The following is a 23,976-nucleotide window of genomic DNA, read 5'->3' as shown; positions in this document are numbered from 1 at the left end:
ACGAGGCATGACCGGGCCGACTAGGGTCGGGCGGTGGGCGAACCCGAGCTGACCTTGATCGCGAGCCTGCGGCCGGCCGCGCTGGACGCCCGCCGGGGCATCGTCCGGGTGCACCCGGAGGCGCTCACCGCGCTCGCGCTGCGGCCCGGCGACCCGGTGCGGCTGGCCGGCCGGCGGCTGACCGGCGGCATCGTCGCGGCGGCCGAGCCGACGGCGAGCGCCGCCCTGCTGCACGCCGACGACCTGATGCTGGGCAACCTCGGGGTGCGCGACGGCGGGCAGGTGCTGGTGAGCCCCGCACCGGTCACCGCGGCACGCCGGGTACGGCTGGCCGGGCCGGCGGAGGTCGTCGCGGTGGTCTCCCCGGAGATGCTGCGGCTGGCGCTGCTCGGCAAGGTGGTCACCGCCGGGGACGACGTCTCGCTGCTCCCGCAGGACGTGTTGCCGGACGCCTCGACCCGCACGCTGGTCGAGGCCGCCCGGCGAAGCCTCTCCACCCGGGTCGGCTACGCGTGGACCAGCACCCTGCTGCGGGTCGTCGCCGCCGAGCCCGACCCGGGCGCACTGGTCACCATGGAGACGGTCGTCGGCTGGGAACGTGGCCACGCCACCCACGCCGATCCCGGCACCGGGCCGGGCGGCCGGCCGCCGGCCGGCAACCCGGGTGGCCGCCCGGTGGCCGGCGGAACGGACCGCTGGTCGACGGTTGACGCGGCCGGCGCCGGCACCCGTTCCTGGACCGGCGCGCGGGGTCCGGGAACCACCCGGGCCGGCCTCGGCCCAGGGGCCGCGGGCACCGACCGGACCGGCACCGAGTCGGGTCCGCGGGACGTGCCGTCGGTGGACGAACTCCCCGGCCTGCGGTCGCAGGCCGAGCAGTTGACCGAGCTGCTCGACCTCGGCTTCCACCACCGGGAGGTGCTCGGCCGGTTGGGCACCGCCGTGGCACTGGGGGTGCTGGTCGGCGGGCCGGCCGGCTCGGGCAAGGCGGCGCTGGTCCACGCGGTGGCCGCCCAGATCGGTGCCCGGGTACACCCGCTCTGGGCGCCCGAGGTCGCGGCGCTGAGCAACTCCTCGGCCGCCGCGCGGCTGCGCACGGTGACGGCCGAGGTGTTGGCCGGCGGGCCGGCCGTGCTGCTGGTCACCGACGTGGAGGCACTGGCTCCCGCGGACACCGCGGGGCCGGTGCCGACCGTGTTCCGCCAGTGCGCGGCCGAGATCGTCCGGGCCGGGGCCGCGGTGGTCGGCACCACCAGCCGGCCGGAGGCCGTCGATCCGGCGCTACGCGCCCCGGACCTGCTCTCGCTGCGGATCGACGTGCCGCTGCCCGACGCCGCCCGGCGCCGCGAGCAGCTGACCGTGCTCACCCGACCGGTGCCGCTCGCCGACGACGTGCGGCTGGACGAGGTCGCCGCGCGTACCCCCGGTTTCGTCGCCGCCGACCTGGCCGCGCTGGTCCGCGAGGCTGGGGTACGCGCGGCCCTGCGCCAGAAGTCGGTGCAGACACCGACGGTGCTGATGGCAGACTTCACCACCGCCCTGGAGGTGGTGCGGCCGACCACCATGGCCGCCGCCAGCCTCGAACTGGCCCGGGTGAGCCTCGATGACGTAGGTGACCTGGTGGAGGTCAAGCAGACGTTGACCGAGTCGGTGCTGTGGCCGCTGACCTACCCGGACACGTTCGCCCGGCTCGGCGTGCAGCCCCCGCGCGGGGTGCTGCTCTACGGCCCTCCGGGTTGCGGCAAGACCTATCTGGTCACCGCGTTGGCCGGGTCCGGCCGGGCCAACGTGCTGTCGGTCAAGGGCGCGGAGCTGCTGTCCAAATGGGTCGGCGAGAGCGAACGCGCGGTACGCGAACTGTTCCGCCGTGCCCGGGAGGCCGCACCGACGCTGATCTTCCTGGACGAGGTGGACGCCCTGGCTCCGGTGCGCGGCCAGGCGACCGACGGTGGCACCACCGACCGGGTGGTGGCCGCGTTGCTGACCGAGTTGGACGGGGCCGAGGTGCTGCGCAACGTCGTGGTCGTCGGCGCGACGAACCGCCCCGACCTGGTCGACCCGGCGCTGCTGCGGCCCGGGCGGTTGGAGCGGCTGGTCTACGTGCCGCCGCCGGACGAGCGGGCACGGGCGGAGGTCCTGCGGGTCGCCGCGCGCAACGTGCCGCTCGCCCGGGACGTCGACCTCGCCGCGCTCGGCGCGGAACTGGACGGCTTCTCGGCCGCCGACTGCGCGGCCCTGGTCCGGGAGGCGGCGTTGGCCGCGATGCGCGAGTCGCTGGCCGCCGCCACGGTCACCGCCGCGCACGTCGCCACGGCCCGGGCGAGGGTGCGACCCTCGCTGGATCCGGCCCAGGTGGCCTGGCTGGCGGCGTACGCGGAGCAGCGTGGTTGAGCGCCCTCAACAGGGCGGCGTGTTGTCCAGGGAGATCTCGGCGTAGACCCGGTTGTCGTCCTCGCGCAGCTTCGCGCCGCACTTCTCGAGCACGGCCAGCGCCGCGCGGTTCTCCGACGACGCGTCCGCCACCACCACCCGCATGCCGGCCGCCGCCGCCAGGTTCAACAGCTCCCGCACCGCCGCCGGGCCGATGCCCTGCCCACGGGCCGACCGGCCGAGCCACATCCCCACCTCGGCGACGTCGGGCTCGTCCCGCCGGCTCATCCGGATCATGCCGACCACCTCGCCGCCGGCCACGATCGCGTACATCGCGGTGCGGGTGGGCGCGTCGAGGCCACCGAAGCTGGCCCGGTGGAATTCCCGGAACGCCGCCCGCCGGGCGTGCGACCAGCCGGCCGGCGCCGTCACGGGCGGCATCACGTCAGTCGGCTCGGCCTCGGCGACCGCTACGGAGAGCAGCGGTTCGAGGTTCTGCTCGTCCACCGGCTCCAACCGGACCGCACCCGTCACGTGCCGCAGTCTTCCGCGCCTGCCGGCACAAGTCCACCCGGTTGGCGACGGCCGGCCCCTCCGGGGACGCAGGACCGGCCGGTCGGGCCGAGTTTCCGCCCCCGGCTCACGCGTTGCGGTCATCCGGCCGGGTGAACTCGCAGTACACGGCCGAGGCGTCGTCCGCCGGTTTGTGCCGGCGCAGCCGGTCCGGATGGTCCCGCTCGGCGGCCCGCACCCGCTCGATCAGTGCGCCCGGCCCGTCGGCGGTCACCAGGTCGAGCAGGCCGGTCCAGTCGAACAGCCCGAACTCCTCGACGGCGGCGGAGGCCCCGTCGGTGAGCAGCACCGCCCGGCGCAGTGTGGCCGACCCGCGCAGCGGCAGCGTCCCCACCACCGAGTGGTACGCCGCCTCGGGGTCCGCGGCGGCGACCCAGTAACCGTGCGTACGGTTCATCTGCTCCCGCTGCGCGGTGACGGCGTGCCGGAACCGGGTGGCCCGGTCGGCCGACTCGGGCAGCGCGGTGGCGGTGGCGCGCAGGCGGGCCACCGAGGCGGCCAGCCGGTCGTCGACCACCACGTCGACCCGGCCGCCGGTGTCGAGCACCAGCGGGCTGTCGCAGAGCACCAGATAGTCGACCTGGTCGCCGCCGTCGCGCAGCAGGCACACGGTGCTCGACAAGGTGCCGGGATGATCAAGGTCGCACTGCCCGCCGTGGTCGGCGCGGACGCCGAGGATCGCCGCGGCCAGGTTGCTCACCAGGGTCGCGGCCGGGCGAGCCGCCTCGGCCAGGCCCAGCCGGGCGGCAAGGTGCCGGACGTACCACTGCGGCCCGTGCACGCAGCCGGTGTCGAAGCCCTCCGGCACGGTCGCGCCGTCCAGCACGCCGACCAGCGGGCCGAACCGGAACACCAGATCCTCGTTGGCCGCCCGGCCCGGCGGCGGCGCGGAGGCGGAGCGTACCCGCATGGTCGGCGCGGCACCGACCGCCACGCCCCGCCGGCGTTCCGCCGGGACCGCCTCGGGCAACCCGGGCTCTCCCGGCGGGTAGGTCGCGTGCGCCGTCCGCCTCGGTTGCGCGGTGCCGCCTCCGGTCATCGCCGCCACCTCCGCACCCTGGCTACCCACCCCATGGTCCGGCATTCGCCGATCCTGGCCACCCGTCGCAGATCTTGGTACGGCTGGCCCCCAGAGATTTGCACCAAGATCGCCCGGAGCTCGGCTAGGAAATGCGGCGCCGGTTACGGGCGCGGGAGGCGCGCAGCCGGATCAGCCGGCCGACCAGCACCGGATCGGCGGCCAGCGCCGCCGGGTTGTCCAGCAGCGTGTTCAACAGCTGGTAGTAGCGGGTGGCGGAGAGCCCGAAGCGGTCCCGGATGGCCTGCTCCTTGGCGCCGGCGTGCCGCCACCACTGCCGCTCGAAGGCGAGGACCTCCCGCTCCCGCTCACCGAGCCCGCCGTCCGGCGTGCCGGCACCGGCCGCGGGGCTGTCCCGCACACCGGCATCGGCGGCACCGACCCGGCCGGGGTCGTCCGGCGAGGCGTCACCGGGCGCGCTGTCCTCCGGGTCACCGAACGCCGGGGCCGACTCCACCTCGGGGGCCGACCTCGGCGGCGGCACCGTGACGGCGTCCGGGCCGGTCGGCGCTGCCGGGGTGGCGTCGGCGGGCTGCATGGGACTCCTCACGGGGCGGCCGGCACGGGCGACGGCCAACCGGGCCTCCCAGCCTAGCCAGGGCCGCCACCCGGCGCACCCCGGCGCGGCGCGCATCCGGCCGTCCCCGTGCACGGCCGGATGCCGGCGAGGTGGGCGCGACCGGCACCCCGGTCGCGCCCACCGTCGTCTCAGGTGATGTCCCGCCGGCGCATCGCCCACAGCGCCGCGCCGAGGAAGAGCACGACCCCGGCCGTGAACAGCACCGACGAGTGCTGCCAGGTGATGTCCAGCGTGGCCGGCTGACACTCACCGGTGTACGTGGCGTTGCAGGACCGCCAGTCCTGCAAGGTGATCGTCTTGGTCATCCAGGCCAACGCGTACGTGGGCAGCAGCCACGCCTCGGCGAAGCGGACCCCGGCGATCTCCAGCAGGATGCCGAGCCCGACCTGGCCGACCACCATGACCGCGATCGCCCCACCGAGCGCCATCGCGGTGTGCCGGCCGAGCGAGGCCAGGGCGAAGCCCACCGTGGCCGCGACCAGCGCCAGCACGATGCCGCGCAACCCGGTGAGCAGGAACGACTGCCAGGTTCCCGAGGTCATCCCGGCGGTGCTCCCGCGCCAGTTGGCGATCAGCCACATGCTGCCGAACCAGGCCGCGGTGGCGGGCAGGGCGAGCGCTACCAGCCCGGTGAGCAGCGCGCCCAGCTTGGTCAGCAGGACGGTCAGTCGCTTGGGGCGCCAGAGCAGCAGGTTCATCATGCCGCCGGTGTTCCACTCGGCGCCGACGAAGGAGGCGCCGACCACGAAGCCGACCATGCCCAGGATCGCGGCGAGCGGGATCAGCAGTTCCCCGAAGGTCTCCCGGAAGTCGAAGGTCGACGGCAGGAACCACTCTGCCTCGATCGACTCGCGGGGCGGCGGGCTGATGTCGGCACAGTCGGGCGGGTAGTAGTCGACGTTGGCGCCCGACGCCTTCGCCCGCTCGCAGTTGGCGCGTTCCGTCTCGGCCCAGCGGACCTGCTCCTGGTACTGCTGTTCGGCGCGCCGTTCGGCCGCGGCCCACTGCTCGGGGCCGATCTTCTGGTTGCTGAAGAACATGCCCGCGGCCACGAGGACCAGCACCAGCAGGCCCCCCGCCGTCATCCAGCGGGCGAAGCGCCGCTTGGCCAGCCGGCGCAACTCGGTACGGAAGAGACTCACGCGCCCCAACCTCCTCCGGCGGACGCGGAAGGCTCCGCCCCGTCGACTCGTACGGACTGGTCGACCTGCCGGTGCTGGCCGGGTACCGGCGCGGTGGCGGTCAGTTCGAGGAAGACGCTCTCCAGGTCGACCGCGATCGGCGCGAGTTCGCTGACGTAGAGGCCCTGCTCGGCGAGCAACCGGGTGACCGTGGCCGGCTTGTCCACCCCGGCGAGCATCAGATGGTCCGGGTTGGTGGTGACCCGTACCCCGGCGCGGGTCAGCGCGGTGGCGGCGACCGGCAGGTCGGTGACCGCCTCCAGGCGCACCCGGACGGCGCCGGACGAGTGTTGCGCCAGCACCTCCTCGACCGGCCCGAAGGCGACCCGCCGGCCCAGCGAGATGATGGTGACCGAGTCGCAGATCAGCTGGATCTCGCCGAGGATGTGGCTGGAGAGCACCACCGTCATCCCCGACTCGGCGAGGTCGCGCATCAGCGTGCGCATCTCCCGGATGCCGCCCGGGTCGAGGCCGTTGGCCGGCTCGTCCAGGATCAGCAGCCGGGGGTTCTTCAGCAGGGCCGACGCGACGGCGAGCCGCTGCTTCATGCCGAGGGAGTACGTCTTGACCCGTTCGCCGGCCCGCTCGCGCAGGCCGACCAGTTCCAGCACCTCGTCGACCCGCTGGGCAGGCAGGTCACCGGCGCCGGCCAGCAGCGACAGCGTGTCCCGCGCGCTGAAGTGCGGGAAGAACTGCGGGCTCTCCACGATCGCGCCGACCTGCCAGGCGACCTGGTCCAGCTGGGCGGGCACCTCGTGCCCGAGGATCACCATCCGGCCGCCGTCGGGCCGGATCAGGCCGAGCAGCGTACGCAGCGTGGTGGTCTTGCCGGAGCCGTTGGGCCCGAGGAAGCCGTGCACCTGCCCCGCTTCGACCCGCATGTCGAAGCCGTCCAGGGCGTTGCGGGTGCCGCGTCGTCGACTTCGGTACGTCTTTCGTAGACCTTCGATTTCCAGGACAGCTGGCAAGCTGCACCTCCCCCGTAGGTGTGTGGGTGACGACCGACACCATACGTGGTATGCACCGGAAGGCAATGCCCGGTATACACCGCCACGCCGGAGGAAACCTGTCGGTGGGTCTTTCGTCGCGCCTCAGGCACAGATGACGTGGACGCCGGCGACCCGGAAGGCGTCGACCACCTCGGGCGCGGCACCCGAGTCGGTGACCAGCGTCTCGACCCGGTCCACCGGGCAGATCCGGGCGAAGGCGTGACCGCCCAGCTTGGACGAGTCGGCGATGATGACGACCCGCTTGGCCCGGACCACCATCAGGTTGTTCATCGCCGCCTCACCCTCGTGGTGGGCGGCGGCGCCGAGTTGCGGGTCGATCGCGTCCACGCCGAGCAGCGCCACGTCCAGGGTGACCTCGCGCAGCAGCGCTCCGCCCAGCGGCCCGACCAGCTCGAACGACTTCGGCCGCACCACCCCGCCGGCCACCACGACCTTCATCCGGGAGCGGACCAGCAGCTCGTTCGCGATGTTCAACGCGTTGGTGACCACGGTCAACTGGGCGCCCTCGGCATTGGTGTTGAGGTCCGGCCGGACGGCCAGCGCCCGGGCCACCTCAGTGCTGGTGGTGCCGCCGTTGAGGCCGACCACGGTGCCGGGCGAGACGAGTGCCGCCGCGGCGGCGCCGATCCGCTGCTTCTCTGCCGAGTGCTTGGCCGTCTTGTAACGCAGTGGCAGGTCGTACGAGACCCCGTTGGCGACCGCCCCACCCCGGGTGCGGGTGATCATCTGCTGCTGGGCGAGCTGGTCGAAATCCCGCCGGATGGTCGCCTGAGAGACGTCCAGCCGCCCGGCGGCCTCCTCGACGGTGACCCGACCGGAGTCGGTCAGCATTTCGAGCAGGGCGTTCCATCTCGCGTAGCGGTCCACCCCGGAGCCTCCGTGTCTGCACGACCGGTGATTGGTTGCGTGCACACTAGTGCTCGAAACTACGATGAGGCAAAACCCTGGGCTGCTCGATCGCCACTGCGGTTGCCATTGCCACCCGGTTTCGCGCAGAATGGCGCTCGAAAGACCGGATTAATGAGCCGTATTGCGCACCGGTCCGCCCCTGCGAGGAGTTCTCATGGCGTACGTCCACGCGGAGATCGCGAGCCAGCCGGACTGCTGGCGCCAGGCGACCGAACTGGCGCCGCAGGCGCTCGACCGGCTGCCGCGCCCCGGCGAGCGGGTCGCCGTCGTCGGCTGCGGCACGTCATGGTTCATCGCCATGGCGTACGCGGCCCGACGCGAGGCCGCCGGCCAGGGCGAGACCGACGCCTTCCAGGCCAGCGAGTTCCCCGCCGGCCGCCGCTACGACCGCCTGCTGGCGATCACCCGCTCCGGCACCACCACCGAGGTGCTGGACCTGCTCGCCGCGTTGCGCGGGCGGACGCCGACCACGGTGCTGGTCGGCGACCCCGGTTCACCGTCCGTGGAGGTCGCGGACGCCGCCGTCACCATGCCGTTCGCCGACGAACGCTCGGTGGTGCAGACCCGCTTCGCCACCAGCGCGCTGGCGCTGCTCCGCGCCAACCTCGGCGACAACATGACGGCCCTGGTCGCCGACGCGGAGGTCGCCGTGCGCGCCCCGCTGCCGATCGACCCGAGCCTGATCGAGCAGGTCACCTTCCTGGGCCGAGGCTGGACGATCGGGCTGGCCCAGGAGGCGGCGCTGAAGTGCCGCGAGGCGGCCACCTTCTGGGCCGAGGCGTACCCCGCCATGGACTACCGGCACGGCCCCATCTCGGTGGCCGCCCCCGGCCGGCTGGTCTGGGCCTTCGGTGAGCTGCCGGACGGTCTGCCCGAGGACGTCGCCGCCACCGGCGCGGCCTTCGCACACAGCCGCACCCACGGCTGCCGCACCGTCCTGGGCCGGTGGGCGGCCGGGCGCACGCCGGTCGACCCGATGGCCGACCTGATCCTGGCCCAGCGCTTCGCCGTAGCCCTCGCCACCAGCCGCGGGCTCGACCCCGACGCGCCCCGGCACCTGAGCCGCTCCGTGGTGCTCGCGTGAGCGGGCGTCCGCGAGCGCACCCGCCGACCAGCACCGCAACCGCTCGCACCGGCACCGGCACGGTGTCCAGGTGAACGACGGGAATGTGGTCGTCGCGCTGGACGTGGGCGGCACCGGCATGAAGTGCGCCCTGATCCGCGCCGACGGCGAGGTGGTGCACGCCGAACGACACCCCACCGAGGCCGGTCGCGGAGCCGACGCCGTCATCGAGACGGTCCTGGCGGTGGCCGACGGACTGGCCGGCAAGGCCCGCGCGGACGGCCACACCCCGACCGCGCTCGGCATAGTGGTGCCGGGCGTCGTCGACGAGCCACGCGGCGTGGCGGTCTGGTCGGCGAACGTCGGCTTCCGGGACGTACCCCTGCGCGAGCTGGCGGCCAAGCGGCTCGGCCTGCCCACGGCGCTCGGCCACGACGTCCGCGCCGGTGGCCTCGCCGAGGCGCGGATCGGTGCCGGCCGCGACGCCGGGCACGTGCTCTTCGTGGCCATCGGCACCGGCATCGCCGCCGCGCACGTGGTGGCCGGTTCGGCCGTCACCGGCGCGCACGGCGCGGCCGGGGAGCTGGGCCACATCCTGGTCCGCCCGGACGGGCCGCGCTGCGGCTGCGGGCGCCGCGGCTGCCTGGAGACGGTCGCCTCCGCCTCCGCCGTGGCGCGCCGCTACGCCGAACTCGGCGCCGCCGGTACGGGCCGGACGACGGTGACCGCCGCCGAGGTGGCCGCCCGCGCGGCGACCGGCGAGGAACTGGCCAGCCGGGTCTGGCAGGAGGCGGTCGAGGCGCTGGCCGACGGCCTCGCCACCGGGCAGGCCCTCTACGACGTGGAGACCGTGGTCCTGGGCGGCGGCCTCGCCCAGGCCGGCGCCGGACTGTTCGACCCGCTGCGTGCCGCGATGCGGGACCGACTGACCTTCCACCGGGAGCCACGACTGGTCCCGGCCGCCCTCGGCGACGAGGCGGGCTGTCTCGGCGCCGCCCTGCTCGCCCTCGACCAACTGGAGACGCGGTGACCATACGGGTGAACGGCAGGGTGGTGACCCCGAGCGGGGTGATCGGGCAGGGCTGCGTCGAGGTCAGGGATGATCGGATCACCGCGGTCGCCGAATACCCGTCGGTGCGGGACGGGCACTGGATCGTCCCCGGGTTCGTGGACATCCACACCCACGGCGGCGGCGGGCACACCTTCACCACCGGCGACGCCGGGCAGGCCCGCGCCGCTGCCGCGTTCCATCTGGCGCACGGCACCACCAGCCTGCTGGCCAGCTTGGTCAGCGCACCCTTCGAGCTGATGCGCTCGGCCACCACCGCCTTCGCGCCGCTGGTCCGCGACGGCCTGCTGGCCGGCATCCACTTCGAAGGGCCGTACCTCTCCGCCGCTCGCTGCGGCGCGCAGAACCCCGAGTTCCTCCGCGACCCGACCACCGACGAGCTGACCGAGCTGATCAAAATCGGTGACGGGACGGTACGGATGGTCACCCTGGCTCCCGAGCGGACCGGCGCGCTGGCGGCCGTCGAGTTGCTCGTCCGGCACGGGGTGGTCGCCGCGGTCGGTCACACCGACGGCACGTACGAGCAGACCCGCGCCGCCGTGTCGGCCGGCGCGAGCGTCGGCACCCACCTGTTCAACGGGATGCGCCCGGTGCACCACCGGGAGCCGGGCCCGGTGGTGGCGCTGCTGACCGCGCCGAACGTGGTCTGCGAACTCGTCGCCGACGGCGTGCACCTGCACGAGGGGACCCTCGCCTTCGCCACCTCGACCGCCGGCGCGGAACGGTGTGCGCTGGTCACCGACGCGATGGCTGCCGCCGGCATGCCCGACGGCGAGTACGAGCTGGGCGGCCAGGAGGTCACCGTGGCCGGCGGGGTGGCCCGGCTCTCCGGCGACGGCGCGATCGCCGGCAGCACGCTCACCATGGCCGCGGCGCTGCGTAACGCGGTGGCGGCCGGTGTGCCGGTCCCCGACGCGGTGCGGATGGCGTCCACCACCCCGGCCCTGGCCGTCGGCCTCGGCGACCAGGTCGGGGCCCTGCAGGTCGGCCTGCGCGCCGACCTGGTGGTGCTCGACGACGACCTGGAGGTCGTCCGGGTGATGCGGGCCGGCGCCTGGGTGCAGTGACGCGGGCGGTGCGCCCGGTCAGCCCGCCGTAGGGATCTCCAGGCCGAGGACGGCCTGCTCGTCGGGGCGGTGCACCAGCACGTCCGACAGGAATGACTGCACCGCGTGGCGCATCCCGACGTCCCGGCCGGCCCGCTCGGAGAGCAGCCACTTGTGCTCGATGATCTGCGCGAACACCTCCTGCGGCTCCAGCTTGCGCCGCAGGGGCGCGGGCACCGCCCGGACCACCGGCTCGAACACCTCGGTCAGCCACCGGTGCGCGGCCTGCTGCTCGTCGATCAGATCGCTCTCCGCCCGGTACGCGTCGAGGTCGTTGAGCAGCTTGCGGGCCTGGTTCTCCTCGGCGTCCAGGCCGGTGAGGCGCAGCAGCCGGCGGTGGTGGTAGCCGGCGTCGACCACCTTCGGCCGGATCAGGTAGCGGCCGTTGTCGATGCTCGACATGGCCACCTCGGCCACGTCGAAACCCATCTCGTTGAGCCGACGGATGCGCCCCTCGATGTCGTGCCGGGCCTCCCGCTCGACCTGCTGCTCGTAGGTGATCTCGTGCCAGAGCCGCTCGTAGCGCTGCACCACCTCCTCGCAGACCACCTCGGGGTCGATCGAGTCGTGCAGCAGGCCGGCGGCCTGGAGGTCCAGCGCCTCGCCGAAGATGTTGACCCGGGCGATCTCCAGATCCTCACCGCGCTGGCCGTTGGAGAGCACGCTGCGCAGCGCGCCGGTCTCGGCGTCGACCAGGTACGCGGCGAAGGCGCCCGCGTCCCGCCGGAACAGCGTGTTCGACAGCGAGCAGTCGCCCCAGAAGAAGCCGGTGAGGTGCATCCGGACCAGCAGCGCGGCGAGCGCGTCGAGCAGCCGGCCCATCGTCTCGGGCCGCAGCGTGTGCGAGAACAGTGCCCGGTACGGCAGGGAGAACTGGAGGTGACGGGTGATCAGGACGGGATCCAGCGGCTCACCGGCGTCGGACTCCCGGTCGGCGACGATCGCCACCGCCTTCACCGACGGGAAGTCGATCCGTTCCAGGGCACGCAGCAGGTCGTACTCCCGTTCGGCGACCCGCTCGCCCGTCTCCTTGACCGCGTAGACGTGCCCGCCCAGCTGCACGAAGCGCACCACGTGCCGGGAGATGCCCTGGGGCAGCGCGACCAGGTGCTCGGCCGGCCACTGCTCCAGCGGTGTCGACCAGGGAAGGTCGAGCAGCGCCGGGTCGACGAGGGCCGAGGTGATCCGCACGGCGTCAAGTCTGACGCTTTCCCCGCCGGAAAGCTTCCCCACGTGGCTGGGCCCACAGTCGCCGCGCACCGCGCACACCCGGCCACCGGCATCGGCCGGTAGCGTGGCCCGGGTGCGGGAGACGACACCGGTACGCCGGAGGACGCGGCCGGCACCGGTGCGCCCGGCCGGCTGGTGGTTCGACGCCCTGCTGCTCGCCGCCCTCGCCGGGCTGACCGCCGCCCTCGCCGCCGGCTGGTTCTTCGGGCTCGACCGCGCGGTGGCGGACTGGGCCGACGCGCACCGGCCCACGGCCGCCCGGTGGATCGCGATCGTCCTCAACTACCTCGGCCAGGGCACCCCGCTGACGCTGATCGCGGCCGGTCTGGGGGTCCTGCTCGCGGTCCGGCTGCGGTCCGTGCGCCCGCTGTTCGTCCCGGTGGCGGCCTTCGTCCTCACCTACCTGACCATCGGTCCGCTGAAGGTCTGGACGGCCCGGCCCGCGCCGAGTGCCAGCGTCAAGGAACCGTTCCTGCCGCCGGAGCAGACGCTTCCGCTCTTTCAGGACGACCTGCCGGTGCGGTTCGCCCAGTCCTACCCGTCCGGGCACGTCGCCAACGCGATCGTCTGGTACGGCGTGCTCGCGCTGCTGCTCGTGCCGCTGCTGGCCAGCCTCGGCCGGGCCGTGCCCGACCGGCTGGTGCTCGTGGTGCGGATCGTGCCACCGGCCGTGGTGCTGTGCACCACCACATACCTGGGGTGGCACTGGCTGACCGACTCGGTGGCCGGGTTGCTGCTGGGGCTGCTGCTGGACCGACTGCTGCACCGCGCGCCCTGGGACGCCCTGCCGTTACCCGGCCGGCTACGGCAGTGGGACCGACCGTTCACCCAGCGCTCCTAGGGTGTCCTCGTGGATCAACTAGCGCGCCGGTTGGGCGTACCGGATGCGGTCGTCATCGGGCTGGGGTCGATGCTCGGTGCGGGCGTCTTCGTGGTCTTCGCTCCCGCCGCGGCGGCGGCCGGCGGCATCGGCCTGCTGGTCGCGCTGGCCCTGGCCGGCTTCATCGCGTTCTGCAACGCGACCAGTTCGGCCCGACTGGCCGCCCGCTACCCCGAGTCCGGTGGCACGTACGTCTACGGCCGGGAGCGGCTCGGCCCGTTCGCCGGTTTCCTCGCCGGCTGGGGTTTCGTGGTCGGCAAGACGGCCAGTTGCGCGGCGATGGCGCTGACCATCGGGGCGTACCTCTGGCCGGGGCAGGCCCGGCTCGTCGCCGTCGCTGCCGTCGTCGCGGTGACCGCGGTGAACCTGCGCGGCGTGGCGAAGACCGCGACCGCCACCCGGGTCCTGGTGCTGGTCGTGATCGCGGTGCTGATCCTGGTCACGGTGGCCGGCGCCACCGGCGTCCAGGTCAGCCGGATCGATCAGCCCGGCGGCTCGGCCCGCGGCGTGCTCACCGCGGCCGGCCTGCTCTTCTTCGCCTTCGCCGGGTACGCCCGCATCGCCACCCTCGGCGAGGAGGTCCGCGAGCCGGAGCGGACCATCCCCCGGGCGGTGCCGCTGGCGCTCGGCGTGGTGCTGACGATCTATCTGCTGCTGGCCGTCGTCGCGCTCGGGGTGCTCGGACCGGCCCGGCTCGCCGCGTCCGCCGCGCCCCTGGCCGACGTGGTGTCCGCCGCCGGCCTGCCCGGCCTGGAGTGGTTGGTCCGGGCCGGTGCGACCGTCGCGGTGACGGGGGTGTTGCTCTCCCTGCTGGCCGGGGTGGGCCGAACCACTCTGGCGATGGCCCGCCGCCGCGATCTGCCCGGCGCACTAGACGCGGTCCATCCGGTTCACCGGGTGCCGCACCGCGCCGAGCTGGCGGTGGCCGCCGTGGTGATCCTGGTGGTCCTGCTCGGCGACGTACGGGGGGCGATCGGCTTCTCCGCCTGCACGGTGCTGGTCTACTACGCGATCACCAACACCGCGGCGCTGACCCTGGGCCGGGATCGGGGCAGGCGGCTGCCGGTGCAGTCGCTGGCGGTGGCCGGGCTGCTCGGCTGCCTGCTGCTCGCGGTCAGCCTGCCGCGGACCAGCGTGCTCGCCGGCTTCGCGGTGCTCGCCGTCGGCGCCGCCGGCTACGCCCTGCGCCGCCGCTGACGGCGGCCATGCCCGGCGCCGCGGCTGACGGCGGCTGTGCCCGGCGCCGCCGCTGACACCTCCGATGCCGCGGGTGCTCAGCCGAGGCCGTCGCGCGGGCGGAGGCCGCCGCCGGCTCCGGATCCGGCGGTGGGGGCGGTGCCGTCTCGCGCAGCAACGCGTTCAGGCCGGCTCGCCGGGCCACCAGGGTCAACCGGTCGCCCGCGACGATCACCATTCGCGGGTCGGGCGACCAGTCGAGGCGTTGCCCGGTCCTGGCGTGCGCGAGCAGGCGTACGCTGCCGGCCCGCCCGACGTCGGCGAGCGGCCGGCCGTCCAGCGCCGAGCCGGACGCCACCGGAACCTCGGTGACCAGCAGCGCGTGCCGGCCCACCGGGATGGTGGCGATCACCGCGCGGTCCAGCAGGGCGGCGGCGAACGACGGTGCGGCCAGGTAGGAGACGCTGCGCGAGGTGCCGATGCCGAAGGCCCGCTGCACCCGCTCGGCGAAGTCGCCGTCGAACAGCCGCAGCACCACCCGGAGTTGGTCGTTGATGGCCCGGGCGTTCAGCGCGGCCCGCAGGTTGGCCCCGTCGTCGGTGGAGACCACCACCAGCGCCTGGCAGGTGGCGACCGAGGCCGCCCGCAGCGTCTCCTCCTGCCCCGCGTCGCCCACCACCAGCGGTACGCCGAGCCGCCGGGCCAGCCCCGCACCGCGCGCGTCCGCGTTCTTGTCGATCGCCACCACCTCGACGCCGAAGTCGTTGAGCTGGGCCATCACCCGGGTACCGATGTTGCCCAGCCCCACCACCACGACGTGCCCGAAACGCTCGGGCAGGATCCGCCCGGTGTGCAGGGCCAGCCGGGCGCGGACCACACCGTCGACGACCACCGCCGTGATCAGCGGGATCAATGCCAGCCCGGCGAGGTTGAGCACCACCTGCATGACCTGCTCGGCGGCCGACTTGGCGGTGTCCGGATCCTGCCCGGTGAGGGTGGTGACCAGGGTCAGGTAGAGCGCGTCGGCCCAGCTGACGTGCGCCGCGTTGGCGTACAGCGCGCCCAGTGCGGCCACCATGGCGAGCAGCACGAGCACCGCGAGCCCGATCTTGCGGGTGGCGAAGCTGCGGATCGCGCGGAGCACCATCGCCACCGGTCGGCGCCGCCGTCGGGCCCGGACCAGCCGGCGCGCGGCCAGCTCGGTGCCGGCCGCCCGGCCAGCGGCCTCGGCGAGCACCACGTCGGCGTCCCGGTCGTCGGCGGGGAGCACCAGTTCCTGCTGCGGGTCGCGGGTGTCGGCCACCCCGCAGACGATCTCGCTCGGGCGTACGTCGTCGCGCCGGGCCACGTAGAGGGTGCGCCCGCCGTGCCGGAAGTGCGTCGAAGCGACCTCGCCGAGCGCGGCGGCCACGAAGGCCGGGGCGGCCATCGAGGCGTCCGACAGCACCGCCGAGTCGGGGAAGATCTGCAGCACGCCGTTGGCCAGCCCGGTGTTGAACATCCGCACCACCAGGCGCAGCCGGGGCTCGACCTCCTGCGCGCAGAGGGCGGCGTGCATGTTGCCCACGTCGTCCTGGTGCAGCAGCGCCAGCCCCGCGGCGCCGGTCAGCCCCGCCCGGCGGAAGGCGGCCTCGTCCAGCCGCTCGGCCCTGATCACCTCGATGCCGGGCAGGTCACGACCGTCCGGCCCCGGGGTGCGTCGGCCGTCGGGCACGATCAGGGTGATCCGCACCCGGCCGTCCTGCGTCTCGGTGGCGAGCATCGTCCGCACCACCCAGTAGGCCAGGGGATCCTGCCCGCAGATCACGTAGTGTGCCCGGGACTCCCCGTTGGCCCGCAACCGGCGGCTGGCCCGCCGGGCCCGATCGAGCAGCGGCTCCGCCATGGTCCGATGGTAGACAGGCGGTCGCAGCTCGCGCAGTCCCACTGATCATGACTGTCCCTTCCGAACGGCATGTCCAGGCCCTTCGCGGGTAGGGGCAGCGGCATGCAGACCTTCCTGCCGTACCCGGACTTCCTGGCCAGCGCCGGGGCGCTGGACCAACGACGGCTGGGCAAGCAGCGGGTCGAGGCGATCCAGGTGCTACGCGGGTTGACCTGGCCCCGGTACGGCTGGCGCAACCACCCGGCGGTACGGATGTGGGCCGGGTACGAGGAAGCCCTCACCCGGTACGGGCTGGACGTCTGCGCGGTCTGGTGCGCCGCCGGTCGGGCCGACACCTGCGCGCGGACGCTCGCCGCCGACCTCGCCGCCGCCTGCGGCATCGACCGGGTCCGCAGCCAGCGGGACCTCGCCAGCGCAGGAGAGCTGCCGCCGTGGCTCGGCCGGGCGGACGTGCACCTGAGCCACCGTTCTTCGCTGCTGCGCAAGGATCCGGCGCACTACCGCCCCATCTTCGGCGACGGCGTCCCGGACGACCTGGAGTACGTCTGGCCCACCTCGGACCGCCCCCGGCACTGCCCACGGTGATCGGGGCGAGCACACTGAGGTGGATCGCTGCGGGAGGTCGCGCATGGCGCTGTCAAAGCTGTTCGGGCGGCTCATCGGCGTGCGCCCGCACGAGGTGGATCCGGGCGGCGTGGGTGCACCCCGGGTGCCGCGACCGGTCTCCGCGGTGGTCGTCGGCGGGGGGATCGCCGGCATGTCCGCGGCGGTGGTGCTCGCCGAGCGCGGCGTCGAGGTGACCGTGCTGGAAGCCTCGCCGGCCCTGGGTGGGCGGCTCGGTGCCTGGCCGGAGACGCTCGCCGACGGCACCCGCCTGACCAACGAGCACGGCTTCCACGCCTTCTTCCGGCAGTACTACAACTGGCGCAACATCCTGCGCCGGATCGACCCGGCGTTGGGCTTCCTGCGGGCCGTCCCCGGCTATCCGGTGCTGAGCGCTCAGTGGCCGACCGAGGAGTTCGGGCGGCTGCCACCCGCCCCGCCGGCGAACCTGCTCACCCTGCTTGCCCGCAGTCCCAGCCTGCGCCTGCGCGACCTGCGCGGGATGGACCGGGACGCCGCGCTGCCGCTGCTCGCGTACGACCCGGTGGGCACCTACGCCGACTTCGACCATGCCACCGCCGACGGGCTGCTCACCTCGTTGCGGCTGCCGGACCGGGCGCGGGCGATGCTCTTCGAGGTCTTCTCCCACTCGTTCTTCAACCACGAGGCGGAGATGTCGGCCGCCGAGATGATCGCCCAGTTCCACTTCTACCTGCTCGGCAACCCGGAAGGGCTGGCCTTCGACTGCCCGGACGAGGACTATGCCACGGCGATCTGGGCACCCCTGGCCCGGCACGTCGAGCGACACGGTGGCCAGGTGCGCACCGGCGTCCCGGCGACCGCAGTGCACCACGACTCCACCGGCTGGCAGGTGCAGACCCCCGACGGGGTCCACCAGGCCGGGCACGTCGTGCTCGCCGTCGACCCGCCGGCACTCGCCGCGCTGGTCGCGGACTCCCCGTCGCTGGCCCGGGAGGCACCGGCCCTGGCGGCGGCGATGCCCGCGTACGGCCGGCCCGGTCCTCCGTACGCGGTCGCGCGCTACTGGTGCGACGGGGACGTCGACCCGGGGCGGGCGATCTTCAGCGGCGTGTCCAGGCAGTCCACGCTGGACTCGGTGACGCTGTACCACCGGCTGGAGCGCGAGTCCCGGCGCTGGGCGGAGCGCGGTGGCGGCTCGGTGATCGAGCTGCACGCGTACGCCTGCGCGGCGGGTGTGCCGGCCGTGGAGCTGGCCGAACGGATGCGCACCGAGTTGGCTACGCTCTGGCCGGAGGTGGACCGTCTGCGGGTGCGGGAGCTGCGCGCCCGGGTGGAGGCGAAGGCACCCGCCTTCGCCCCCGGCGGGCACGCCGGGCGGCCCCGGGTTCGCACCGAGGCCGGCGGGCTCTACCTGGCCGGCGACGGCATCCGCACCGACTTTCCCGGTGCCCTGATGGAACGGGCGGCGGCCACCGGCATCGTCGCGGCGAACCACATCCTGCGGGCGGAGGGCGGGGCTGCCGAGCCGGTCCACTCGGTCCGGCCCCGTGGCCTGCTCGCCCGACGCGGGCCAGCCTGACCTGCGCCGGCTCAGTTCCCGGTGGGCGGCGTCCACCGGAACCTGGGCGGGCGGCGCTCATGGAAGGCGGCGACGCCCTCCCGGGCCTCGCCGCTGGCCCGCACCTGCCCGTGCCACCAGGCCATCCGGCCGTCGTCCGGCCGGCCGTCGATGATCTCCTTCGCGGCGACGACGCTGAGCTGCGAACGTTCGGCGATCACGCCGGTGAGCCCGGCGATCCGGCCGTCCAGCTCGGCACCGGGCAGCACCTCGTCGGCGAGGCCGATCCGCAGCGCCCGCCCGGCGTCCACCAGCTCACCGGTGAAAAGCAGATGCTTGGCCGCCGCCGGGCCGACCAGCCGGGCCAGCCGGTGGGTGGTCGGCGCCGGGTAGACCAGGCCGAGCCGGGCCGGTGGTACGCCGAACCGCGCGTCGGCGGCGGCGATCCGCAGGTCGCAGGCGACAGCGAGTTGACAGCCGCCGCCGACACAGGCACCCGCACCGCGGCCACCGTCGGCTTGGCGAAGTTGGCCAGCCGCTCCTCCGCCGCGACCGCGATGCTGCCGTCGCCCGCCTCCAGCAGCTCGTCCAGGTCGCCCAGGTCGGCGCCGGCGCAGAAGGTGCCGTCGGCGCCGGTGAGCACCAGCGCGCGTACCGCCGGGTCGGCCTCCAGGCCGTCGAGCAGCACCGGCAGCTGCCGCCACATGGCCGGGGTCATCGCGTTGCGCCGGCCCGGGTTGCGAATCACCACCGTGGCCACCGCGCCCGCCACCTCGACGACCAGCTCCGCATCCGCCACCGCCCACCATCCCTCCGCCGCGCCACGGCGTGCTCCTGGTACGGCGACCATAGCGGCGCGGTGCGCCACCCTCCCCGGGCGGGTCCGCCGGTCGGGGAGGACCGCCACGACCAGAGCTGTATGCCTGGCAGCCGCCTGCCATTCACCGGCGGGCCGTCCACGCCACCTAGCGTCGCACTGCCCGCACGTCGTACCCGGCACGAGTGAGCAGGTGGTCATGCCATCCACACCCGAGGTCAGCGTGGTCATCCCCACCTTCGCCCGGCCGGCGTTGGTGACCCGGGCGGTCCGCAGCGCCCTCGCCCAGACCGTGACCGACATCGAGGTCGTTGTGGTGGTGGACGGTCCCGACGAGGAGACCTGCAAGGCCCTGGCCGAGATCGGCGACCCCCGGCTGCGGGTGGTGGAACTGCCCGGGAAGGGTGGCGCGCCCAACGCCCGAAACGTCGGCGTGGGCGAGGCGCGGGCCCGGTGGACGGCGCTGCTCGACGATGACGACGAGTGGCTGCCCGACAAGCTGGCCGTGCAGCTCGACCTGGCCCGCCAGGCCTCGGTGGCCAACCCGATCATCGCCAGTCGCCTGATCAACAAGACGCCCCGGGCGGAGTTCGTGATGCCCCGCCGGCTGCCGGAGCCGGGCGAGCCGATCTGCGAGTACCTCACCCTGCGGCGCGGGCTCTTCCACGGTGACGGCTTCATCCAGACCTCGACGATCATGGCGCCGACCGAACTGCTGCGCCGGGTGCCGTTCACCGTCGGCCTGCGCCGGCAGCAGGAACTCGACTGGACCGTACGCGCGACCAGCCATGCCGACGTCGACCTGCTCATCGCCGCCGAGCCGCTCGTGCTGTGGCACCAGGACGAGAACCGCCCGCGGATCAGTCTCAGCTCGCCCTGGGAGGCGCAGCTGGAGTGGCTGCGCGGGATCCGCCCGCTGATCACCCCGCGGGCCTACGCGGCGACTACGATGAGCGTCATCAGCTCGATGGCCGCACCCACCCGCAGCTTCCGGGTCTTCCGCCTGCTGCTCGCCGAGGCACGCCGGCACGGCCGGCCGGGTGCCCTGGACTACCTCGCCTTCGTGCAGATCTGGCTGATCCCCCCGCAGCTGCGGCACCAGGTACGCGACCGGATCCTCGGCCGGCGCCGGGCCAAGGAACGGTCCGTGGCCGGCGCGCAGCCCGGGGCGGCGGAGATCGGGGCAGATGTCCGGAGATAGGGTCGCCGTGATCTGGCGCAGTTGCCTGCTGCCCGGGTCGGAGACGTTCATCCGCAACCAGGGTGACGCGCTGCCCACCTGGCGTCCGGTCTACCTGGGCGCGATCCGGGTCGTCTCGGCGCTCTCCCGGGACAGCGACGTGGTGGTCTGCCCCGACACGCCACGAGGCCGCCGCGAATGGCTGCGACTGCGCCTGACCGGCGGCTCGCCCCGGCTGGGCCGGCTGCTGGCCCGGCTGCGACCCGACGTGGTGCACGCCCATTTCGGCGGGGACGGCTGGCTGATCAGCCGCACCGCCACCCAGCTCGGCATCCCGTTGGTCGTCACCCTGCACGGCCTCGACGTGACCCGGCAGGCAGCCGCCCCCGGCCCCCGGGGCGTCCGGCACCGGCGCAACCTGCGCACCATGTTCGACCGGGCCACGCTGGTCCTGGCCGTCTCCGGGGCGATCCGGGACAGGGCGGTGGAGTTGGGGGCGGATCCCGCGAAGGTCCGCGTACACCACACCGGGGTACCCGTACCGCCGGAGCCGGCGGCCGGGCCGAAGGAGTGGGACGTCGTCTTCGTCGGTCGCTTCGTCGAGAAGAAGGGGGTCGACGACCTCGTCGAGGCCGTCGGGATGCTGCCCGACCTGCGTCCCCGGGTCCTGCTCGTCGGTACCGGCCCGCTGCACGAACGGGTACGCGCCCGCGCCGAGTTGCTGGGCGTGGACGTGACGTTCGCCGGCACCCTCCCGCCACCCGAGGTGATGCGGCACGTCGGCCGGGCGCGGATCCTCGCGGCACCGTCACGGACCGCGTCGGACGGCGACACCGAGGGCCTGCCCACCACCATCCTGGAGGCGTTCGGCGTCGGCGTGCCGGTCGTCTCCACATACCACAGCGGCATCCCCGAGGCGGTCACCCACGAGGCGAACGGCCTGCTCTGCGCCGAGGGTGACCCGTCCGCCCTGGCCGCGAACCTCCGCCGGCTGCTCACCGACGACGCACTGCGCGACCGTCTCGGCAAGGCAGCCCGCCATCGCGCCGAGACCGACTTCGACCTCCACCGCCAAACCCAACACCTAGAACACCTCTACACCACCCTCCCCCCACCCCTAACCCCTAACCCCTAACCCCCACACCGTTCGCCGATCATGGAGTTGTGGCGCCAGAAAAGTGTGCCTTTCGTGCCATTTCTGAGGCGCCACAACTGCATGATCGACGTGAGCGGGGGTGGGGGGTGGGGGTGGGGTGGGGTGGGGGGTGGGTGGGGTGGGGGTTAGTCGGGGGGCGGAGGCGGCGGAGGGTGGAGCGGGCGGTGCGGGCGGTGCGGCGGGCGGTGCGGGCACCGGCGAGCAGGAGGCGGCCGGCCCGAGCGGTGGGGGTGCCGTCCAGCAGCGAAACGATCCGGCGCAACCGCTTCAGCTCGCCGTCACGTTCGGTCAGCGTCCGCTCGTACCACCGCTGGAGGGCGCGAGCCTCGGCCAGCTCGCGAGCCAGCCGCTCCCGATCCACCAGCAGCTCCCGCCATCCCCCGGCGGTGCCGCCGCCGACGTCGTCGACAGGCGGACCCGCCTCCTGGCCGGCCATCGTGGCCAGGGTCGCGGCCAGCTCACCGGCCGGCCACAGGTGGGCGAGCCCCGCGTCGACCAGCCGGGACGCCAGCCGCCGCAGCACCGCCGCCGGCGCGGTCGGATCGGCGAGGCCGTGCCAGGTGCCGGCCGGCGTGCGGACCACCCGGTCCGCCGGGACGCCGGCCGCCACACCGGACTGCCAGCCGGTGAGCAGCGCACCCACCGCCGGCAGGTCCCGCCGCAGCGACGCGGCCACCACCAGATCCTCGACGGTACGCCCCGACGGAACCTCCGCGCCGTCGGCGAACCGCCATCCGCGCACCGGGTCACGGTGGATCTCCCGGAGCCGACCGCCGTGCACGAGCACCGCCGCGGCGGTGGCGGCCTGCTCAGCCAGGTTTCCCGGCGGCCGTTCGGCCAGCACGACCCAGCCGGGTGCGAGTTCCAGGACGGCCCCGTTCCGGATCGCCGCCCCGGCCAGCCGATCCGGATCGGCCAGCCGCGGCCGGTCCGGCGCGACGGAGACGCGCCCGCTGCCGGCCACCGTGGCCTGGAGGAAGCCGGTAAGGGTGGGGTCGGTCAGCAGTTCGGTGCCGAGCAGGGCTGCGGGGGCGACGGGTGACGGGAAGGTCGCCCAGGTGCCGCGGATCCGCATCCCGGCCACCGCCAGGTGGGCCCGCAGGCGGACCAGTCCCGCCGGGCGGGTGTCGTCGTACTCGCCGAGCGCCGCCCAGTCGGAGTCGGTGCTCTCGGGTGGCACCGCCAGCAGCCGGTGCAGCCCGAGGTGATTCTCGACCCCGAGCAGCAGCCGGCCATCCGGCCGCAGCACCGACGTGAGCAGGTCGAAGGCCGCGCCCCAGGGCAGCTCCGCTCCCTCGGCGGAACTCAGCCGGGCCAGCCCGTCCAGGGCGACCACGGTGTCGTACGGCGGCATGCCGGTGAGTTTCTCCGGTCCGCCGCAGCACACCCGCACCCCCGGCCGATCGGCGTACCGCGCGGCCAGTGCCTCGGCGTCCGGCAGGCCCCGCACCAGGACCGTCAGGTCCGCCGGGGGCAACGCGTCGAGCAGCTCGGGATGGTGCGGCCCGACCACGAGGGTGCGGCCGGACGCGGCGGTCAGCAGCGCGGCCAGTCCCGGTCCCCGTACCGGTCCGGTGCCGTGCATGCCGTCAAGATCCGACCAGGCGAGCATCTCGCCCCCGAGCAGCTGCACGCTCAACGGGCCACCTCCGTGCCAGGCCGCCCGCCCGTCGCACCGGGTGGCGCGGCGTGGTCGCGGGCCGCGTCGGCGTCGCCCCCGTGCCGGCTGCCACCGGCGCGGGCTCGGGCCAGCGAAACAGCCGGCGCAGTTCGGCCGGCGGAAGCAGGCGGTCGGCGCCCAGTTCGGCCACCGCGCACTCCCGGGCGATGTCCGGGGCGACCTGCGGGCCGTGCAGGTCGGCCCACTGCCGACGGATCCGGGGCTGGCCGCCCCACACCGGCGCCTCGCCGGCCAGTTGCATCGGGTCGCCGTAGACCGCCGGTTCGCAGCCGGCCAGGATGCCGTAGAAGACCGCGCTGCACAGGCGGTTCGAGGCGACCCGCCGGTGCCGCCGCAGCTCGGCCAGTTGCCGGTGCAGGAACCCGCGGTCGAGGTCGCTCCAGCGGCCACCCCGGTAGCCGTGGCAGACCACCCGGAAGCCGGCCCGCTCGTAGTGCTGCCGCACCCGCGTCGACCGGTACTCCTGCCAGTAGAGGCAGACCGTCACCGGCCCCGGCTCCACCGCCCGGATCTCGTCGATCAGCCGGCCGTGGTCGCCCACCACCCGCTGCCCCTCCCAACCGTGGAAGGGATACCAGATGGTCCCCTCCCGCTCCGGCGGGCCGGCCGGCTCGATCGCCAGCAGGTAGGCCCACGGCGAGCCGACCACGTACGTCTGCCGGCGGCCGAGCGACCAGGCCCGCCGCCGGGTCCGCTCGGACCAGAGGAACAGCGGCACCCCCGGCACGAACTCGTGGTCGGGGGCCATCCCGTCGCCGATGTTCCAGCCGTGCTGGAGGTAGCCGTGGATGCGCGGCGGATCCCGGTCGTCGAGTCCGCAGTACCGGGCCAGCACGTGCGAGTGCCCGTAGTAGTGGTTGGCATGGTGCACGGCGGCGGGCGTCCCTGC

General features: G+C 74.3%; 20 protein-coding genes and 1 pseudogene. 10 read left to right on the top strand and 11 right to left on the bottom strand.

Features of this window, described 5'->3' with window-relative positions; genetic code table 11:
• Positions 1 to 33: 33 nt before the first annotated feature.
• Complete coding sequence (locus tag KIF24_RS02155; RefSeq protein ID WP_221082530.1) at positions 34 to 2,391, top strand: AAA family ATPase; 2,358 nt, start codon at positions 34 to 36, stop codon at positions 2,389 to 2,391.
• A gap of 6 nt (positions 2,392 to 2,397) precedes the next feature.
• On the opposite strand, the gene KIF24_RS02150 is transcribed toward KIF24_RS02155, so the two are convergent.
• The 6 genes from KIF24_RS02150 to KIF24_RS02125 all read right to left on the bottom strand — a co-directional run bounded on the left by KIF24_RS02150 (position 2,398) and on the right by KIF24_RS02125 (position 7,659).
• Complete coding sequence (locus tag KIF24_RS02150) at positions 2,398 to 2,904, bottom strand: GNAT family N-acetyltransferase (RefSeq protein ID WP_221082529.1); 507 nt, start codon at positions 2,902 to 2,904, stop codon at positions 2,398 to 2,400.
• A gap of 106 nt (positions 2,905 to 3,010) precedes the next feature.
• Entirely contained in the window at positions 3,011 to 4,027 is a 1,017-nt protein-coding gene (locus KIF24_RS02145) for a hypothetical protein (protein WP_230414799.1), read from the bottom strand.
• A gap of 79 nt (positions 4,028 to 4,106) precedes the next feature.
• Entirely contained in the window at positions 4,107 to 4,559 is a 453-nt protein-coding gene (locus tag KIF24_RS02140; protein ID WP_221082528.1) for a DUF3263 domain-containing protein, read from the bottom strand.
• A gap of 170 nt (positions 4,560 to 4,729) precedes the next feature.
• Positions 4,730 to 5,743 carry an ABC transporter permease subunit gene (locus KIF24_RS02135; protein ID WP_221082527.1) on the bottom strand — a complete coding sequence of 338 codons (1,014 nt, stop codon included), beginning with the start codon at positions 5,741 to 5,743 and terminating at the stop codon, positions 4,730 to 4,732.
• Complete coding sequence (locus KIF24_RS02130; protein ID WP_269440564.1) at positions 5,740 to 6,750, bottom strand: ATP-binding cassette domain-containing protein; 1,011 nt, start codon at positions 6,748 to 6,750, stop codon at positions 5,740 to 5,742. Before KIF24_RS02130 ends, KIF24_RS02135 begins: the two co-directional genes overlap by 4 nt.
• A gap of 123 nt (positions 6,751 to 6,873) precedes the next feature.
• Positions 6,874 to 7,659 carry a DeoR/GlpR family DNA-binding transcription regulator gene (locus KIF24_RS02125; protein ID WP_221082526.1) on the bottom strand — a complete coding sequence of 262 codons (786 nt, stop codon included), beginning with the start codon at positions 7,657 to 7,659 and terminating at the stop codon, positions 6,874 to 6,876.
• A gap of 196 nt (positions 7,660 to 7,855) precedes the next feature.
• Between KIF24_RS02125 and KIF24_RS02120 the strand changes: the two genes are divergently transcribed.
• The 3 genes from KIF24_RS02120 to nagA all read left to right on the top strand — a co-directional run bounded on the left by KIF24_RS02120 (position 7,856) and on the right by nagA (position 10,900).
• Positions 7,856 to 8,785 (top strand): SIS domain-containing protein, encoded by a 930-nt coding sequence (locus tag KIF24_RS02120; protein ID WP_221082525.1) that lies wholly within the window; start codon positions 7,856 to 7,858, stop codon positions 8,783 to 8,785.
• A 70-nt stretch (positions 8,786 to 8,855) separates the two neighbouring features.
• Positions 8,856 to 9,794 carry an ROK family protein gene (locus KIF24_RS02115; protein ID WP_221082524.1) on the top strand — a complete coding sequence of 313 codons (939 nt, stop codon included), beginning with the start codon at positions 8,856 to 8,858 and terminating at the stop codon, positions 9,792 to 9,794.
• The gene (gene nagA / locus KIF24_RS02110) at positions 9,791 to 10,900 is read left to right on the top strand and encodes an N-acetylglucosamine-6-phosphate deacetylase (protein WP_221082523.1); all 1,110 of its coding nucleotides are present in this window, start codon (positions 9,791 to 9,793) and stop codon (positions 10,898 to 10,900) included. Before KIF24_RS02115 ends, nagA begins: the two co-directional genes overlap by 4 nt.
• 18 nt (positions 10,901 to 10,918) lie before the next feature.
• On the opposite strand, the gene KIF24_RS02105 is transcribed toward nagA, so the two are convergent.
• A complete protein-coding gene (locus tag KIF24_RS02105; protein WP_221082522.1) occupies positions 10,919 to 12,130 on the bottom strand; it encodes a DUF4032 domain-containing protein in 1,212 nt (403 codons plus the stop codon).
• 112 nt (positions 12,131 to 12,242) lie between these two features.
• Here KIF24_RS02105 and KIF24_RS02100 point away from each other — a divergent pair, with 112 nt between their 5' ends.
• Both KIF24_RS02100 and KIF24_RS02095 read left to right on the top strand, forming a co-directional pair.
• Positions 12,243 to 13,010 (top strand): phosphatase PAP2 family protein, encoded by a 768-nt coding sequence (locus tag KIF24_RS02100; protein ID WP_221082521.1) that lies wholly within the window; start codon positions 12,243 to 12,245, stop codon positions 13,008 to 13,010.
• Between the two features lie 9 nt (positions 13,011 to 13,019).
• Positions 13,020 to 14,246 (top strand): APC family permease, encoded by a 1,227-nt coding sequence (locus tag KIF24_RS02095; RefSeq protein ID WP_221082520.1) that lies wholly within the window; start codon positions 13,020 to 13,022, stop codon positions 14,244 to 14,246.
• Here the strand turns inward: KIF24_RS02095 and KIF24_RS02090 are convergent.
• The gene (locus tag KIF24_RS02090) at positions 14,164 to 16,110 is read right to left on the bottom strand and encodes a potassium channel family protein (protein WP_230414794.1); all 1,947 of its coding nucleotides are present in this window, start codon (positions 16,108 to 16,110) and stop codon (positions 14,164 to 14,166) included. The genes KIF24_RS02095 and KIF24_RS02090 overlap by 83 nt on opposite strands.
• A 102-nt stretch (positions 16,111 to 16,212) precedes the next feature.
• On the opposite strand from KIF24_RS02090, the gene KIF24_RS02085 reads away from it, so the two are divergent.
• Both KIF24_RS02085 and KIF24_RS02080 read left to right on the top strand, forming a co-directional pair.
• Entirely contained in the window at positions 16,213 to 16,695 is a 483-nt protein-coding gene (locus KIF24_RS02085; protein WP_221083130.1) for an MSMEG_6728 family protein, read from the top strand.
• A gap of 43 nt (positions 16,696 to 16,738) precedes the next feature.
• A complete protein-coding gene (locus tag KIF24_RS02080; protein ID WP_221082519.1) occupies positions 16,739 to 18,274 on the top strand; it encodes an FAD-dependent oxidoreductase in 1,536 nt (511 codons plus the stop codon).
• Positions 18,275 to 18,285: 11 nt separating this feature from the next.
• Here the strand turns inward: KIF24_RS02080 and KIF24_RS02075 are convergent.
• Positions 18,286 to 19,103 (bottom strand): annotated as a pseudogene (locus KIF24_RS02075) (enoyl-CoA hydratase/isomerase family protein).
• Positions 19,104 to 19,269: 166 nt separating this feature from the next.
• On the opposite strand from KIF24_RS02075, the gene KIF24_RS02070 reads away from it, so the two are divergent.
• Both KIF24_RS02070 and KIF24_RS02065 read left to right on the top strand, forming a co-directional pair.
• On the top strand, positions 19,270 to 20,271 hold the full coding sequence (locus tag KIF24_RS02070) for a glycosyltransferase family 2 protein (protein ID WP_221082518.1): 1,002 nt from the start codon (positions 19,270 to 19,272) through the stop codon (positions 20,269 to 20,271).
• Positions 20,258 to 21,385, top strand: coding sequence for a glycosyltransferase (locus KIF24_RS02065; protein WP_221082517.1), 1,128 nt, complete (start codon positions 20,258 to 20,260; stop codon positions 21,383 to 21,385). The genes KIF24_RS02070 and KIF24_RS02065 overlap by 14 nt, the downstream gene beginning before the upstream one ends.
• Before the next feature lie 19 nt (positions 21,386 to 21,404).
• On the opposite strand, the gene KIF24_RS02060 is transcribed toward KIF24_RS02065, so the two are convergent.
• Together KIF24_RS02060 and KIF24_RS02055 are read right to left on the bottom strand one after the other, a co-directional pair.
• Positions 21,405 to 23,045, bottom strand: coding sequence for a hypothetical protein (locus tag KIF24_RS02060; protein WP_221082516.1), 1,641 nt, complete (start codon positions 23,043 to 23,045; stop codon positions 21,405 to 21,407).
• Positions 22,996 to 23,958 (bottom strand): hypothetical protein, encoded by a 963-nt coding sequence (locus KIF24_RS02055; protein WP_331460985.1) that lies wholly within the window; start codon positions 23,956 to 23,958, stop codon positions 22,996 to 22,998. Before KIF24_RS02055 ends, KIF24_RS02060 begins: the two co-directional genes overlap by 50 nt.
• Positions 23,959 to 23,976 lie beyond the last annotated feature (18 nt).

This window comes from Micromonospora tarapacensis (assembly GCF_019697375.1).
Taxonomy (GTDB): domain Bacteria; phylum Actinomycetota; class Actinomycetes; order Mycobacteriales; family Micromonosporaceae; genus Micromonospora; species Micromonospora tarapacensis.
Note: the sequence above shows the minus strand (reverse complement) of the source record. Positions and strands in the feature narration are given on the sequence as shown.

What these genes read in the sequence shown, in the direction of transcription:
- KIF24_RS02085 (WP_221083130.1), top strand. Translation starts at nt 16,213, where the DNA reads ATGCAGACCTTCCTGCCGTACCCGGACTTCCTGGCCAGCGCCGGGGCG.
- KIF24_RS02070 (WP_221082518.1), top strand. Translation starts at nt 19,270, where the DNA reads ATGCCATCCACACCCGAGGTCAGCGTGGTCATCCCCACCTTCGCCCGG.
- KIF24_RS02090 (WP_230414794.1), bottom strand. Translation starts at nt 16,110, where the DNA reads ATGGCGGAGCCGCTGCTCGATCGGGCCCGGCGGGCCAGCCGCCGGTTG.
- KIF24_RS02080 (WP_221082519.1), top strand. Translation starts at nt 16,739, where the DNA reads ATGGCGCTGTCAAAGCTGTTCGGGCGGCTCATCGGCGTGCGCCCGCAC.
- KIF24_RS02120 (WP_221082525.1), top strand. Translation starts at nt 7,856, where the DNA reads ATGGCGTACGTCCACGCGGAGATCGCGAGCCAGCCGGACTGCTGGCGC.
- KIF24_RS02145 (WP_230414799.1), bottom strand. Translation starts at nt 4,027, where the DNA reads ATGCCGGACCATGGGGTGGGTAGCCAGGGTGCGGAGGTGGCGGCGATG.
- KIF24_RS02140 (WP_221082528.1), bottom strand. Translation starts at nt 4,559, where the DNA reads ATGCAGCCCGCCGACGCCACCCCGGCAGCGCCGACCGGCCCGGACGCC.
- KIF24_RS02065 (WP_221082517.1), top strand. Translation starts at nt 20,258, where the DNA reads ATGTCCGGAGATAGGGTCGCCGTGATCTGGCGCAGTTGCCTGCTGCCC.